Source organism: Shewanella psychrotolerans (genome assembly GCF_019457595.1).
GTDB classification, from domain to species: Bacteria; Pseudomonadota; Gammaproteobacteria; order Enterobacterales; family Shewanellaceae; genus Shewanella; species Shewanella psychrotolerans.
In genome coordinates, this window is sequence record NZ_CP080419.1 from 1,991,568 (window position 1) to 2,006,445 (window position 14,878).

Below are 14,878 nucleotides of genomic sequence, written 5' to 3' on the forward strand. Positions count from 1 at the left end.
ATTAATTCTAATATGTTGATGATATTATGGTTTATTTCTTTTCTATTTCTGTCGATTATCGGGATTTTCTCAATTATTACCAAGGGTATGTGGATAAAGTCGAAGTGAAAGAGACTGGGGGCAAGACTCTCTGGATCCATGCCCGCCACTTTAGACCTTTTTTAACACCATCTGGACTATCTGGTCATTTTAGATTGGAGTTGGACAGTAATGGCAATTTTTATTCTCTTACTCGTACATTATAATTAGAGTCAATACTCCAAACGGTTAGTTGCATTCCTATTCGTTCTGCTCTTCAGTCTTCATAAATATAATCACCTGTTTATTATTGGTTTTTTTTTAAACTTCACCCTTGGTTAATCATTTGTTACAGATAGTTTAAATCGCGCGTTTGAAAATGACGTATTAGTATGACTTAAGTGTACAAATCTCAAGGTAATTTTCTCTTTTTTCATCTTGCTCATCTACAGTAAATGCTGTAACAATGGTGTTACCTGTACGCTAACAAGATGTTGGCCATCATTCCTATAACAAAGAATCCAGCAGGTTACGGAGAAGAGCTAAAATGAAAAACCTAAAAAAAGGCTTTAATAAGTCAACGCTTGCTTTGGGGATCGTCGCAGCGTTGAGTATTGGGACGGCAACTACCGCTACGGCTGTGTCGTTTGATTGGGGAGAAGTACAAGGTTCGTTCGATTCGACATGGAGTGCTGGCGCAAGTTGGCGTGTTGAGGAGCGTAACTGGGATGACAACATAGGTAAAGTTAATCACCCTCGTTTTGACTGGTCTAATTATTCTGCGTTTAACAATACTAAATATACCTCTGCTGAGATTTGGGCTCAGCCTGGTTCTTATTCGAGCAACGGTGACTTGAGTAATATGTTGTATTCTCAAGGTGATGTCACCTCTATGGTATTTAAAGGACTGCATGAATTGTCCTTGAAATATAAGAATTACGGTTTATTTGCTCGTGGAATGTATTTTTATGATCAAAAAGCCAATAACGGCAGCTATGGATATAGCGATCCTATTACTGGTAAAGAGTATGATCCGTGCACCGACTCAGAAGCGTCAAAAGTTCAATGTAAAGATGTCAGATTACTCGATGCCTTTATTTATGGTGACTTCGATTTCAACGATGGTGCAAACCCGCTCACTGTTCGTGTCGGTAACCAAGTCGTTTCTTGGGGGGAGAGCACGCTGATCCCCCATGGTATTGGTGTTATTAACCCTGTTGACTTGAATATTCTTAACGCACCTGGTGCTGAGTTAAAAGAAGCGTTTAGACCACAAGGAATGATTTGGGCTTCATTGGGCGTGACTGACGGATTATCGGTTGAAGCTTTCTATCAATATGACTGGGAACCAGTTTGGGTGCCCACACCCGGTTCGTACTTCTCCTCTAATGACTTTGCTGGTTATGGCGGATATGGTCAAAATGCACAATTAGGTTTTAATGCTAACCCTGATATTAATTTAGATTTCCTTATTTCCGAATATCAAAACTTGGCGGCTATGGTGGCTTCTGGCCAATATGATGCGGCTACCTTGGGCAAATTAGCCTTGGCATATCCTACAAAAGCGACGCTGATCCAAGATCAGGCAAGTGCAAGTAATTCAGGCCAATACGGTATTAAACTCGGTTATTATGCGCCGGAGTTAGGTGAAACAGAGTTTGGTTTGTACTACATGAATTACCATAGTCGCCGTCCATTGATCAGCGGTACCACCGCTAACTTTACCGCTGAAGCGATTGGGAGCGACCTTGCTCAGCTAGGCATGATAGGTGCTACTGGTGCTACCGTTGATCGCGATACACTACTTGGCTTAGAGACCTTCTCAAAAGCCCAGATCGTTTATCCTGAAGATATTCAGCTTTACGGTTTCAGCTTCAATACCTTGATCGGTGATACCTCTGTAGCGGGTGAAATAGCGCATCGTCTTGATGAACCATTACAAATTGATGATGTGGAATTGTTGTTTGCGGCTATGCCTCAGCAATTAGCAAACATAGACCCCAATCTTCCACATTATAGAGGTGATCTCGATGGTATATCACAGGTGCCAAATTATGGGCCTGGTGAATATGCAGAAGGCTTTATCCGACTCGATACGACTCAGGCTCAGGTGACTTTTACTCATCTATTTGGCCCCACATTAGGCATGAGCAACTTGATTATGCTTGCCGAAGTTGGTGGTGTGTGGATCCATGATATGCCTGGCTTCGATGAACTTAGGTTAAATGGTCCAGGCACTGCGCGCTCTGGCGGTAACCCAGATATGCCAGGGATCATTGAGGCAGTTCATAATGGCCCAGAAACGAATCCATTCCCAACGGATTTTGCTTGGGGTTATCGTTTAGTGGCTAAGGCTGACTATAACAACCTGTTTGCCGGAGTGAACATGTCTCCGCGCATTATTTTCTCCCATGACGTAGAGGGGATCACCCCCGATCCTATGTTCCTGTTTACTGAGGGGAAAAAGTCTGTAGCGATTGGTGTTAATTTCGATTATCAGAGTCGTTGGGGAGCTGATGTTTCCTATAACTCGTTCTTTGGTGGTGTAGGCACGACTAATCAGATGGCTGATCGCGATTACGTGTCATTTAACATCAAGTATTCAATCTAATTCACAAGGACAATGATAATGAAAAGATTAACGATATTGTCGGCGGCTGTGATCGTTGCATTAACTGCGACATCTTCATTTGCTAAAGTTTCAGAGGCCGACGCCGCGAAGCTTGGAACGACATTAACGCCATTGGGTGCAGAGAAAGCTGCTAACGCTGACGGTTCTATTCCTGCTTGGGATAGTGGGATCACTACTGCACCAGCAGGTTATACCAAGGGCATGCATCATCCAGATCCATTCGCTGCTGACAAGATTGAATTTACTATCTCAAATGCGAATAAAGATCAGTACAAAGAAAATCTGACTGATGGTCAACGTAAGCTTTTTGAACTGTATCCAGATACTTTCGAAATGAACGTGTACCAGACACGCAGAACAGCGGCTGTGCCACAATTTGTTTATGATGCGACTAAGGCTAATGCAATTCGTGCTGAACTAATAGCAGATGGTAATGGTATTTCAGGTGCGTCTATCGGTGTGCCATTCCCACTACCTCAAAATGGTTTAGAGGCGATCTGGAACCATATATTACGTTTCCGAGGTGTGGATGTTGAAACCTCGCGTAGTCAGGCTGCGCCTACGGCTTCGGGTGGTTATACGCTCGTTGAAACTGCAGAAGAGATTCGTTTTGAATACTCTCGCCCAGAGATGACCTTAGATAAGCTTAAAGAAAGCAATACGCTGTTTTACTTCAAACAAGTGGTGACTCAGCCAGCCCGTTTGGCTGGTACCGCTTTACTTGTAAAAGAGACCATGGATCAGGAAGCCTTGCCTCGTCAAGCTTGGACTTACAACACAGGACAGCGCCGCGTACGTAAAGCACCAAATGTCGCGTTCGACACGCCTGGTACAGTATCAGATGGTCTTCGTACTACCGATGACTTTGATATGTTCAATGGATCGCCCGTACGCTACAACTGGGAGCTGTTAGGTAAGAAAGAGATCTACATTCCTTACAACGATTACAAGCTGCATTCTGACAAGCTTAAATACGATCAGATCTTAACGCCTGGTCATATTAATCCTGAGCACGTTCGTTGGGAGAAACATCGTGTATGGGTTGTTAAAGCACAGCTAAAAGATGGCATGCGTCATATCTATAAGACTCGCGTTTTCTATATCGACGAAGACTCGTGGCAGGTGTCATTAACCGATATTTATGATAACCGAGATGAGCTATATCGTGTGGCGGTAGCCCATGCCATTAACTACTACGAAGTTCCAACACATTGGACGACGTTAGAGGTAATTCATGATTTACAGTCACGTCGTTATTTAGCCATGGGGCTTGATAACGAAGGCAGAATGTACAATTTCGATGCAAGCTTGAGTGAAGCTAACTTCACTCCAGCAGCGTTGCGCCGTGCAGGTATTCGTTAATCATTGTTTGGATAGGGGCGGCCTGTGCTGCCCCTCGTCTTATAAAAGGAAGTTTGTATGTCGTTTAGCATGCTTCGACTAATTTCGTGTTATCTTTTTATTTTTTCGAGTGTTACCTCTGTTAACGCCGCCGTAAACGAAAGTACATTGCAGCCGCTGGCCACTCAATCGATCGTCTTAGATATGGCACTTAAAGGACAAACTGCAATAGCGGTTGGTGAACGCGGCCACCTATTTAGATTCGATAACGGTTGGCAACAACGTCCTTCACCGACAATTGCGCTTTTAACTAAAGTGACATTGCTAACCGATCAACTAGGTTGGGCCGTGGGTCATGATGCGACCATTTTACATACTCAAGATGGTGGGCAAACATGGCAAGTACAGATGACTTCGCCAGCAATTGAAAAACCCTTGATGGACATTTTATTTTTTGATGCGCAGCAGGGGATTGCGATTGGAGCATATGGGTTGTTCTTTCGCACCTTTGATGGCGGAAAAAGCTGGCAACAAGAGTTCCACAGCGAGTTACTATTTGAAGAAGATCATGCTTATCTTGAGGAATTAAAAGCCGAAGACGAAGCGCTTTACTTGAGTGAGCGTAGTACCTTGCTGCCGCATTTTAATCGAGTGGTTCAACTCGATAAGCAGCGGCTACTTATGGTTGGTGAGTTAGGTTTAGCCGCGAAGTCCAATGATTTAGGTGTCACGTGGCAGCGTATCGATTTTCCTTATGAAGGCTCTTTATTCAATGTGTTAATTGCTGAGCAGGGCACCTATGTAATGGGGTTGAGGGGGCACCTGTTTAAGAGTCAAGAGGGGATAGAATCTTGGCAAGAGATCGCTTTGCCAATTGATTCTACATTAAATGGTGGTTTAGTACTGAATAACCATATCGTTAGATTGGTGGGTAATGCTGGAGTTGTTATCGACGTAGGCAGTGATGATTCGGTTAAAATGATAGAGCAGCGTCAAGGTGAAAACTTAGTAACTATCGGTATGGATACTGAAGGTAAACAATGGGTTGCGGGTACAAAAGGTTTCGTTGAATTACAACAAGAATAATAAGGCCCAGACATGTTAGATAAATTAGTTAATGGATTAGAGTCGTTTCTGTTTAGGCAACGTGGATATGTGATTTTTGCGTTTGTGCTGGCTACTCTGTTTTTAGGATTTCAGGCCAGTCACCTGAAAATGGACGCGGCATTTGTTAAGAATATTCCCCTAAATCACAGCTACATGCAGACCTATTTGAAGCATCAAAAACAGTTTGGTGGCGCAAATAGCATCATGGTTGCGGTCGAAGATACTAGCGGTAATATTTTTAATGCTAATTTCTTCGACACCTTGAAGCAGGTTCATGATCAACTTTTTTTCATTCCCGGTGTCGATAGGGCGCAAGTAAAATCACTTTATTCACCGTCGACACGATTTACCGAAGTTGTTGAAGATGGATTTGCGGGAGGACCTGTTATTCCCGCGAACTTTTCCACGACCCCTGCGGGGTTAGCCGTCGTCAGGAGTAATATTGAGAAGGCAGGCATCGTTGGACGACTGATCGCAGAAGACTATTCTGCCGCCATGGTTACCGCTCAACTTATGGACTTTGACCCGCAAACGGGTAAGCCCCTCGATACGTTGGCCTTTGCCGCGCAATTAGAAAACGAATTGCGAGGACAATATGAAAATGAGCACATTAAAGTTCATATCATAGGTTTTGCTAAGATGGCCGGTGATGTCGCTGAAGGTGCAAAAGGAGTGGTGCTGTTTTTCCTTATCGCTATTCTTGTGACTGCGGTAATGGTGTACTTCTTTTCAAAGTCGATTAAATTAACCTTATTGCCCTTAGCTTGCAGTTTAGTGGCGGTGGTTTGGCAATTAGGCTTGTTGACTGTGGTTGGTTTTGGATTAGATCCTATGTCTATTCTGATCCCATTTTTAGTCTTTGCCATTGGTGTGAGCCATAGCGTGCAGATGATTAATGCTGTGCGTCGCCGAGTGAGTGAAGGAGAGATCACTAAAGCGGCTGCGGCACTGGCTTTTAGAAGCCTGCTGATCCCTGGTGGTATTGCACTGCTATCAGATACTGTTGGCTTTATGACGTTACTGGCCATCGATATCGGTATCATTCGTGAATTGGCTATTTCGGCATCGCTGGGTGTCGCGGTCATTATTCTGACGAATTTAATTTTATTGCCATTACTTATCTCATTTATTGAAGTTAAACCGCTGACAGTAAAGGCCGACAACAAGATTGATAAGTTGTGGCTGCGATTATCTTATTTTGCGACGCCTAAGTATGCAGCCGTTGTACTGGTATTAACTGTATTGCTCTATGGCGTAGGTTTACAGCAAGCTAATGAGATGAAAATAGGCGATCTTCAAGGCGGAGCCCCCGCATTACATGTTGATAGTCGCTATAATCTAGATACTTTTTACATCACAGATAATTTTTCTATCACCACCGATGTGATGACAGTGATCGTTGAGGCTTTCCCTGAGGCTTGTACTTATCATGATGCGTTGATGCAAATCGATGAGTTTGAGTGGCTCGTGTCCAATACGCCGGGAGTTGAATCGACGGCGAGTCTGGCGTCTATCGCAAAACGCGTTAACGCGGGATTTAACGAGGGTAACCCTAAATGGCAGGTGTTGCCTCGCACGACTGCAAGCTTAGTGCAAGCGGTGGGTCGAATTCCAACAACCTCGGGTTTGCTAAATGGTGATTGCTCAGTAATGCCCGTTTATCTATTTTTGAAAGATCATAAAGCGGAAACGATTGAAGTGGTCATCGACAAGGTCAAAGCGCTCGCGGCAAAAATGGATAATGACAAGTTGAGCTTTAAACTAGCGTCGGGACCCGTTGGAGTGATGGCTGCGACTAACGAAGCCGTTGCTGAGGCTCAGCTACCCATGATGCTTTATGTTTATGGCGCTGTGTTTGTGCTGTGTTTGATCAGTTTCCATTCATTGCGCGCTACTGTGGCGGTGATCTTGCCGCTCTACGTGGTATCGACGTTGGCGCAAGCTTTGATGACTCAGCTCGATATCGGCCTCGCAGTGAGTACCTTACCCGTGATTGCTCTCGGGGTCGGTATTGGTGTCGACTATGGCATTTACATCTTGTCGACAATGGCAGTTAAGCTCCGAGATGGTATGCCTGTGCAAAAGGCTTATCATCAAGCCCTAGTTGAACGTGGTAGTGCGGTGATCTTTACAGGGTTAACGCTCGCTATCGGTGTAAGTACGTGGTTCTTTTCTGCGCTGAAATTCCAAATGGACATGGGGATATTGCTGACCTTTATGTTTTTGGTAAATATGTTGGGGGCAATAATTATTTTGCCTGCGATAGGCGCGGTTTTTTGGCGAAACCCTAGATAGCAATGAAATAGGAGAGCATGCGCTCTCCTTTTTTATGCATAAAAACGCTAACAGAGCGATTGTTTTTTCATTGAGAAACAAATAATCGCGTCAGAACTGACGTTCAGGAGGATCTACCACTAAAATACTTCTCGAAATATGGCACATTTAGTAATAGACTTCCCGCATGACCTAGGTCACAAATATTGGCCGGTCATGTGATTAAGCATCCATAAAATTACAAAAAGCGCTGCCATAGACCCTAAAGGAAACAGCAACATGGCCTTGAAAGATGCAATGCCTTCAGTACTACTCGAAAATGTAGTCAATCTAATTCATTCAAAAGTTCCCAATGCACAAGCCAAGCAAGTCGAACAGTTCGCGACTTGTATCTATGCACACATGTCAAAAGACGACCTGCACGCCCGTAACGATAGCGATCTCTATGGTGCGGTGCTGAGCCTTTGGAATGTCGTTAATAAAACGCCTGTAGGCGAGAGTCATATTCGCGTATTCAATCCGAGTCAATCTAAGCATGGTTGGAAATCTTCACATTCGATTATTGAAGTGATCCATCCAGATATGCCTTTTCTTGTTGATTCGGTCGGTATGGCTCTTAACCGTATGGGGATCACCACTCATATGATGTTGCACACGCCGCTTACAGTGCAGCGTGACGGCGACGAGATTGCCAATGTTATCTATGGTGATGAACAGGATAATGCAGAGACAGTGGCTGTTTTCCTGATCGAAATTGACCGTTTAAGTAGTGAAGCCGATATCAAGAGTTTAGAGAAAGAGATTGCGTCGGTTCTTGGTGACGTTTCAGCATCTGTTAGCGATTGGCAAATGATGTCTAATAAGCTAACAAGCACCATTAAAGAGTTAGCTAAACGTCCATTCCCAGGTGAGAAGTCTGAGCTTGATGAAGCAATTAACTTCTTAACTTATCTCAATAATCATCACTTCACTTTGTTAGGTTATCGACGTTATAACCTTAATAAGGTTGAAGGTGATTTAGAGTTAGTTCCCGATAATGATACCAGTCTAGGTCTGATGAATGTGCCGGGTAAACCTAAATCAGATAAGGGATTGATGTTATCGACATTATCGCAGACCGCTCGGAAGGAAGCGTTAGATAACAGCTTACTGATTTTGACTAAAAGTAGTGAGAAGAGCCGAGTTCATCGTCCAGCTTATGTCGATTATATTGGTATTAAGCGATTCGATAAAAAAGGCAATGTTATCGGTGAAGACCGGTTTATAGGGTTATATGCTTCTAATCTTTATAATCGCAGCCCAAGAGAGATCCCGTTACTAGCAGAAAAGATCCAGCGTGTATTAGATGATTCTGGCTTGACTCCTCGCTCACACGATTATAAAGCCTTGATGCACATCCTCGAGACCTTACCTCGAGATGAAATTATCCAAGCTCGTGAATCTGAGCTAGCGAGCATGGCTCGTGGTGTGCTTCAGATGCAAGAGCGCGACAAGTTGAAGTTATTTGTTCGCAAAGATGGTTTTGGCCGTTTCTTATCTTGTTTGGTCTATGTGTCTAAAGATCGATATAACACTAAGTTACGTGAAGATACTCAGCGTATCTTGGCTAATCATTTTAATACGACAGAAGATGTTGAGTTTACTACGTATTTTTCTGAGTCGACTCTGGCTCGTACTCATTACATAGTGAAAGTTGATAATAATAATACGGATGTCGATGTGGTCGCTATCGAAAATAATCTTATTGAAGCCGCGCGTTCATGGGAAGATAAACTCAGCAGCGCATTAATTGCAGCGCAAGGCGAAGAATCGGGTAATCATCTGGTTAAGCGCTACGTTAACGCTTTCCCTCGTAGCTACAAAGAAGATGTACTTCCAAGCTCTACCGTTGTCGATGTAGAACATCTCGAAGCATTGGATGATGATCATAAGCTAGGGATGTTGTTCTATCAGCCACAAGAAACGGCACTAAAAGACAACAAGGTACGGCTTAAGTTGTTCCATAAAGATGAGCCTATCCATCTCTCAGATGTGTTGCCCATGCTTGAAAACTTCGGTCTGCGGGTGATTAACGAGCGTCCATACGAAGTTAAGACAGTCGACGGTGCGACGTTCTGGATCCTTGATTTCTTGATGACAGTGCAAGGCGCTGCGGTTGACAACTTAGCAGACAGTCAAGATCGTTTCCAAACTGCGCTGTCGCAAGTGTGGAATAAACAATTAGAAGACGATGGTTTTAACCGCCTAGTATTAGCAACTGGGCTTTCTGGTCGTGAAGTGTCTATTTTACGTGCTTATGCTAAATATATGCGCCAAATAGATGCGACCTTTAGTCAGGCTTATATCGAAGAAACCTTTAGTAGCTACCCTCAAATAGCGGAACTATTGGTCAAGATGTTTATTCGTAAATTCAATCCGAAGCTTAAGACTCGCACTTTAGCAAAGTTTGTTGAACAGATTAATTTACGCCTTGATGATGTATCAAGTCTTGATGATGACCGTATTATCCGTCGTTATCTTGATTTAATTAACGCTACCTTGCGTACCAACTTCTATCAAGTGTTACCTGACGGCAATAACAAGCCGTATGTCTCATTTAAGTTCTCTCCAGCAGATATCCCTGAGATGCCCCGTCCATTGCCTAAATTTGAGATCTTTGTTTACTCGCCTAGAGTCGAAGGTGTTCATCTTCGTGGTGGCAAAGTGGCTCGTGGTGGTTTGCGCTGGTCTGACCGACGTGAAGATTTCCGTACCGAAGTCTTAGGCTTGGTAAAAGCACAACAGGTTAAAAATACGGTTATTGTTCCTGTTGGTGCTAAAGGTGGATTTGTGTGTAAGCAGTTGCCGACCGAAGGTGGTCGCGATGCCGTCTTTACCGAAGGGCAAGAATGCTATCGCTTGTTTATTCGTGGCTTACTCGATATCTCTGACAATATTATTGAAGGTGAAGTCGTACCGCCGGTGAATGTGGTTCGTCACGATGAAGATGATCCGTATTTGGTGGTTGCTGCCGATAAAGGCACAGCAACCTTCTCTGATATTGCAAACGCGATTTCTGAAGAGTACAACTTCTGGTTAGGTGATGCATTTGCATCAGGTGGTAGTAACGGTTACGACCATAAGAAGATGGGGATCACTGCCCGCGGTGCTTGGGAGTCAGTTAAACGCCATTTCCGGGAGATTGGGATCGATTGCCAAACCACAGACTTCACTTGTCTAGGTATAGGTGACATGGCGGGTGATGTGTTTGGTAATGGCATGCTGTTGTCTGAACATACCCGTTTAGTTACCGCATTTAACCATATGCATATTTTCATTGACCCCACACCAGATGCACAAGCTAGCTATCAAGAGCGTGCACGTTTGTTCGAGCTACCTCGTTCAAGCTGGGAAGATTACAATAAAGAGTTGATTTCTAAAGGTGGTGGAATATTCCTACGCTCGGCGAAGTCAATCACCTTAACGCCTGAGATCAAAAAGATGCTTGATACTAAGAAAGCATCTATGACGCCTAATGAGTTGCTCAAAGAGTTACTTAAGATGAAGGTCGATTTGATCTGGAATGGCGGTATCGGTACTTATGTTAAGGCGAGCAGCGAGACTCATGTAGAAGTGGGTGATCGTGCTAACGATGCGCTTCGTGTTAATGGTAATGAAGTTCAAGCGCGTATCATAGGTGAAGGCGGTAACTTGGGTTGTACTCAGTTAGGCCGTATTGAATATGCTGCTAACGGTGGACGGATGAACACCGATTTCGTTGATAATGTGGGTGGCGTTGATTGCTCAGATAACGAAGTTAATATTAAGATTTTGCTTAATGCTATGGTAGCAGAAGGCGAGATGACGGTTAAACAGCGAAACCGCCTATTAGTCGATATGACTGATGAAGTAAGCCGTATTGTACTGCAAGACTGTAAAGATCAAACTCGAACAATTTCTGTTACTCAAGTACGAGGTGCCGAGCAACTAAAAGAGCAGATCCGTTTCATCCATTATCTCGAAAAAGAAGATAAATTGGATAGAGCATTGGAGTTTTTACCTACCGATGATGAACTTGCGGAACGTTTGGCTAATGGTAAGGCACTCACTCGACCTGAACTATCTGTTTTGGTTGCTTATGCAAAAATGGTGCTGAAAGAACAGCTACTTACGCCAGAAATTACAGATGATTCATTCTTAAGTCAGCTGCTGATTGAGTATTTCCCGCGTCAATTACAAGAGAAATACACCGAACGCATGGTAAATCATCCGCTTCGCGCTGAAATTATTGCAACCTCATTAGCGAATGAACTTGTTAATGATATGGGACTTAATTTTGTACAACGTATGCAAGATGAGACTGGTGCCTCAGTTGCAGAAGCGGCAATTTGTTACACTATGGCCCGAGAAGTGTTTGGTTTAGCTGAACTAACTAAGTCAATTACCGCGTTAAACGGTGTTGTACCCGCCGTCGTACAAGGTGAAATGTTACATCAGTTAAGACGCAACTTACGCCGAGCTTGTCGCTGGTTCCTACGTCACCGCAGTCGTAACCAAGGTATTGAGCAAACAGTAGCCTTCTATAGCCCTGTGTTTGAAGAACTTCGTCAGAATGTTCATCAATATATGGTTGAGGATGAAGTTAAAGACATCTGCTCCGAAATTTCCGCTCTTGTAAAAGAGGGCGTACCAGAGAAAGTGGCGACCGATGTGGTTAATATGAGTACACTATTCTCTGCGCTTGATATTTCGCAGATCGCTCAACTTGAAAGTAAGCCAGTTGCCTTAGTTGCCGAGACTTACTATAAACTCGGTGCTCGAATTGACCTGCATTGGTTCTTAGAACAGATCAGTGCACAACCAGTCGCTAACCACTGGCAAGCACTGGCAAGAGCGGCATTTAGAGAAGAGCTTGATTGGCAGCAGCGTTCGCTTAGTTCGGTGGTATTACGTACCTGTACACCAAGTTGCGATGCAGACACTATCATTGCACAGTGGATCGAATCCAATCAGGGCTTATTGGAGAGATGGTTCCACATGCTTGCAGACTTTAAAACCTCGCAAACTCATGAGTTTGCGAAGTTTTCGGTCGCGTTACGTGAGCTGAATCTATTGATACTTCATTGTGAAGGTCAATAGTAAAATTTAATAATAATAATAAGCCCTGGCCATAGCCGGGGCTTTTTTTGGTCTAGGAGAAAGCATGTTTTACAAAATAGCGCAAAAAGTGATGTTTCAGATGGATCCAGAAAAGGCACACAATCTGGCCATTACTAGTCTGAAGTCAACATCCAATTCGCCTTTAGATTGCTTCTATGCACAGAAGTTTGATCCGGCACCGGTAGAGTTTATGGGACTCACATTTCCAAACCCTGTTGGCTTAGCTGCAGGAATGGACAAAGATGGTGAGTGCATTGACGCTTTTCATGCAATGGGTTTTGGACATATCGAAGTTGGAACGGTAACACCAAGACCTCAGCCTGGTAATGACAAGCCTCGGTTATTCAGACTTAAACCCGCTAAAGCAATTATCAACCGTATGGGTTTTAACAACAAGGGGGTCGATAGTTTAGTGGCTCACCTTAAAGCGGCGAAATCAGGGGCGATGGTCGGTGTCAATATTGGCAAAAATAAAGACACGCCAGTAGAGCAGGGAAAGGATGACTATCTCATCTGCATGGAAAAGGTGTACCAATATGCGGCTTATATCGCGGTAAATATTTCATCTCCAAATACACCAGATCTACGCTCACTGCAATACGGTGATCTGCTTGATGATCTATTAGGATCATTAAAAGCTAAGCAAAAAGATCTTGCTAAGAAGCATGGAAAATATGTTCCGATAGCGCTTAAAATTGCGCCAGATCTATCAACTGAAGAGATTGATAAAATAGCTGAATCACTGATCCGAAATGAGTTTGATGGCGTTATCGCAACCAATACCACGTTATCTAGAGATGGTGTTAGTGGACTGGTTAATTCAAATGAGGTCGGTGGGTTGAGTGGTAAGCCATTGAATTCATTGTCAACAGAAATCATCAAGCAACTTGCAGATAGTCTTAATGGCCAAATTCCTATTCTGGGCGTGGGCGGAATAAACTCTGCTGCTGATGCAATGGATAAGTTAGATGCTGGTGCCACTATGGTACAAATATATTCAGGATTTATTTATCGCGGACCTGAATTAATTAAAGAGATTGTTGAGGCTTATCGAAGCAGATAAATAATAGGATCGTATTTGATCTTATTAGACGATTGCGCGATCTAATTTTGATCGCGCTTGATCGGTATAAGATATTGTTATTCATGTTATATTTTTAATAAAATTTTTGATATTGATTGAAATATCATCTATTATCGAGCTGTATTTATAACAATGGGTACACGTTATGTTATTAATGCCACAAAGGGATTGGCAATGGATATATAACGACGCGTATGGAGTATTAAGCGTTTCGTTAGGTTCGGATATGGAATTTCTGACTCCCTATAAAATTAAAGCGCTAATTCCAGATGCACTATCTGTAACGGAATTTAGTGTTGAACATGCAAGATTCTATATCGACTTTGTTGAGCGTTTAGGTAAGTCAGTTAATATTGCTGACGCGATAAAAGTTCAGTTAGGGTTAAATGCGACGGCTGCTTATTTTATGCTGAAGCCACAAATGCCAAAGTCGTGGTTTTTCGATACTTCGGCTATATGTGTTTATTCTGAACTTGGTAAAGTCTTTCAGCTGAGATGCCAAGGTGTAGATGCTGACGTAATGGTAGTGGAAAGTAATTTGCAGGCCTCTTTAGTTATGTTACTTTCTTCACAATTAGCGCTGAATGATAATAAATCGCTTAAGCAGTTTGAATGTATAAAGGTGATGAATGATCGCCTTCATCCTAAAAAAATAACAAGGCAAACAGCTGCAGCGTAGTATGGTTTATTATGAAACGAATTTAAGTGTTAAAAATGAATAATAGGAAAGGGAGCATTAGCTCCCTTTTTTTGTTTTTTATACCAATCATTATAAGAAAGTGGTGATCGACTCAATGTGTTTCTTGGCAACTCATTCAAGGAGAATGGATGATGGAATCGTCGTCCCCTTGTGAGGCCATTCAACGCAGAAGTAGGCAGGTAAAAACACGCCTAATAGGCGAGTTTTAGTACTTTTGATGCTGTGTTAACGAGTTTGAGCCTAGTTCAACTATGTTCAAACTTGTTGCAAACAACGAGGTCTTGTATGTTCCAGGCATACTTAAGACATTCCCTTCATCCTTCGAGGTCAGACGTTGTGAATGTCTTTCATGCATGACTATATGGATATAGAAGGTAGGGTAACGCATGGAGCGGTTCCGAGGACGCTAAAGCCGAGGAGCAATTAATGACCTTGCCTCATCAGCGCTAACCTTTTGTGCTAATCTTCAGTGCTAAATGGTCGCTGAGCGATCACATTTTTATACTAACTGGTATTAGATCTCTACCCGAATCTTTTTTCTATGGAAATTTTTTGGGAAGATTTTTTCTAGATAGATAATTTT

At 43.1% G+C, this 14,878-nt stretch carries 8 protein-coding genes; all 8 read left to right on the forward strand.

Translation table 11 applies throughout. The annotated features are described in order from the left end of the window. The first annotated feature begins 26 nt into the window (after positions 1 to 26). The 8 genes from K0I62_RS08860 (at position 27) to K0I62_RS08895 (ending at position 14,274) form a co-directional block, all read left to right on the forward strand. Positions 27 to 245, forward strand: coding sequence for a DUF2835 domain-containing protein (locus K0I62_RS08860; protein ID WP_220071081.1), 219 nt, complete (start codon positions 27 to 29; stop codon positions 243 to 245). A 320-nt stretch (positions 246 to 565) separates the two neighbouring features. Next, positions 566 to 2,629, forward strand: a complete 2,064-nt coding sequence (locus K0I62_RS08865) for a DUF1302 domain-containing protein (RefSeq protein WP_220071082.1) — start codon at positions 566 to 568, stop codon at positions 2,627 to 2,629. A gap of 18 nt (positions 2,630 to 2,647) precedes the next feature. Next, positions 2,648 to 4,012, forward strand: coding sequence for a DUF1329 domain-containing protein (locus K0I62_RS08870; protein ID WP_220071083.1), 1,365 nt, complete (start codon positions 2,648 to 2,650; stop codon positions 4,010 to 4,012). A gap of 57 nt (positions 4,013 to 4,069) precedes the next feature. After that, entirely contained in the window at positions 4,070 to 5,077 is a 1,008-nt protein-coding gene (locus K0I62_RS08875; protein ID WP_220071084.1) for a WD40/YVTN/BNR-like repeat-containing protein, read from the forward strand. A 12-nt stretch (positions 5,078 to 5,089) separates the two neighbouring features. Next, entirely contained in the window at positions 5,090 to 7,393 is a 2,304-nt protein-coding gene (locus tag K0I62_RS08880; RefSeq protein ID WP_220071085.1) for an efflux RND transporter permease subunit, read from the forward strand. A gap of 258 nt (positions 7,394 to 7,651) precedes the next feature. Continuing rightward, positions 7,652 to 12,490, forward strand: a complete 4,839-nt coding sequence (locus tag K0I62_RS08885; RefSeq protein ID WP_220071086.1) for an NAD-glutamate dehydrogenase — start codon at positions 7,652 to 7,654, stop codon at positions 12,488 to 12,490. A gap of 64 nt (positions 12,491 to 12,554) precedes the next feature. Next, positions 12,555 to 13,574 carry a quinone-dependent dihydroorotate dehydrogenase gene (pyrD, locus tag K0I62_RS08890; RefSeq protein ID WP_220071087.1) on the forward strand — a complete coding sequence of 340 codons (1,020 nt, stop codon included), beginning with the start codon at positions 12,555 to 12,557 and terminating at the stop codon, positions 13,572 to 13,574. Between the two features lie 166 nt (positions 13,575 to 13,740). Continuing rightward, the gene (locus K0I62_RS08895) at positions 13,741 to 14,274 is read left to right on the forward strand and encodes a cell division protein ZapC (protein ID WP_220071088.1); all 534 of its coding nucleotides are present in this window, start codon (positions 13,741 to 13,743) and stop codon (positions 14,272 to 14,274) included. Positions 14,275 to 14,878 lie beyond the last annotated feature (604 nt).

Excerpts from the sequence above, each read along its gene's own strand:
- K0I62_RS08860 (WP_220071081.1), top strand. The coding sequence starts at position 27 with ATGGTTTATTTCTTTTCTATTTCTGTCGATTATCGGGATTTTCTCAAT.
- K0I62_RS08865 (WP_220071082.1), top strand. The coding sequence starts at position 566 with ATGAAAAACCTAAAAAAAGGCTTTAATAAGTCAACGCTTGCTTTGGGG.
- K0I62_RS08870 (WP_220071083.1), top strand. The coding sequence starts at position 2,648 with ATGAAAAGATTAACGATATTGTCGGCGGCTGTGATCGTTGCATTAACT.
- K0I62_RS08875 (WP_220071084.1), top strand. The coding sequence starts at position 4,070 with ATGTCGTTTAGCATGCTTCGACTAATTTCGTGTTATCTTTTTATTTTT.
- K0I62_RS08880 (WP_220071085.1), top strand. The coding sequence starts at position 5,090 with ATGTTAGATAAATTAGTTAATGGATTAGAGTCGTTTCTGTTTAGGCAA.
- K0I62_RS08885 (WP_220071086.1), top strand. The coding sequence starts at position 7,652 with ATGGCCTTGAAAGATGCAATGCCTTCAGTACTACTCGAAAATGTAGTC.
- pyrD (WP_220071087.1), top strand. The coding sequence starts at position 12,555 with ATGTTTTACAAAATAGCGCAAAAAGTGATGTTTCAGATGGATCCAGAA.
- K0I62_RS08895 (WP_220071088.1), top strand. The coding sequence starts at position 13,741 with ATGTTATTAATGCCACAAAGGGATTGGCAATGGATATATAACGACGCG.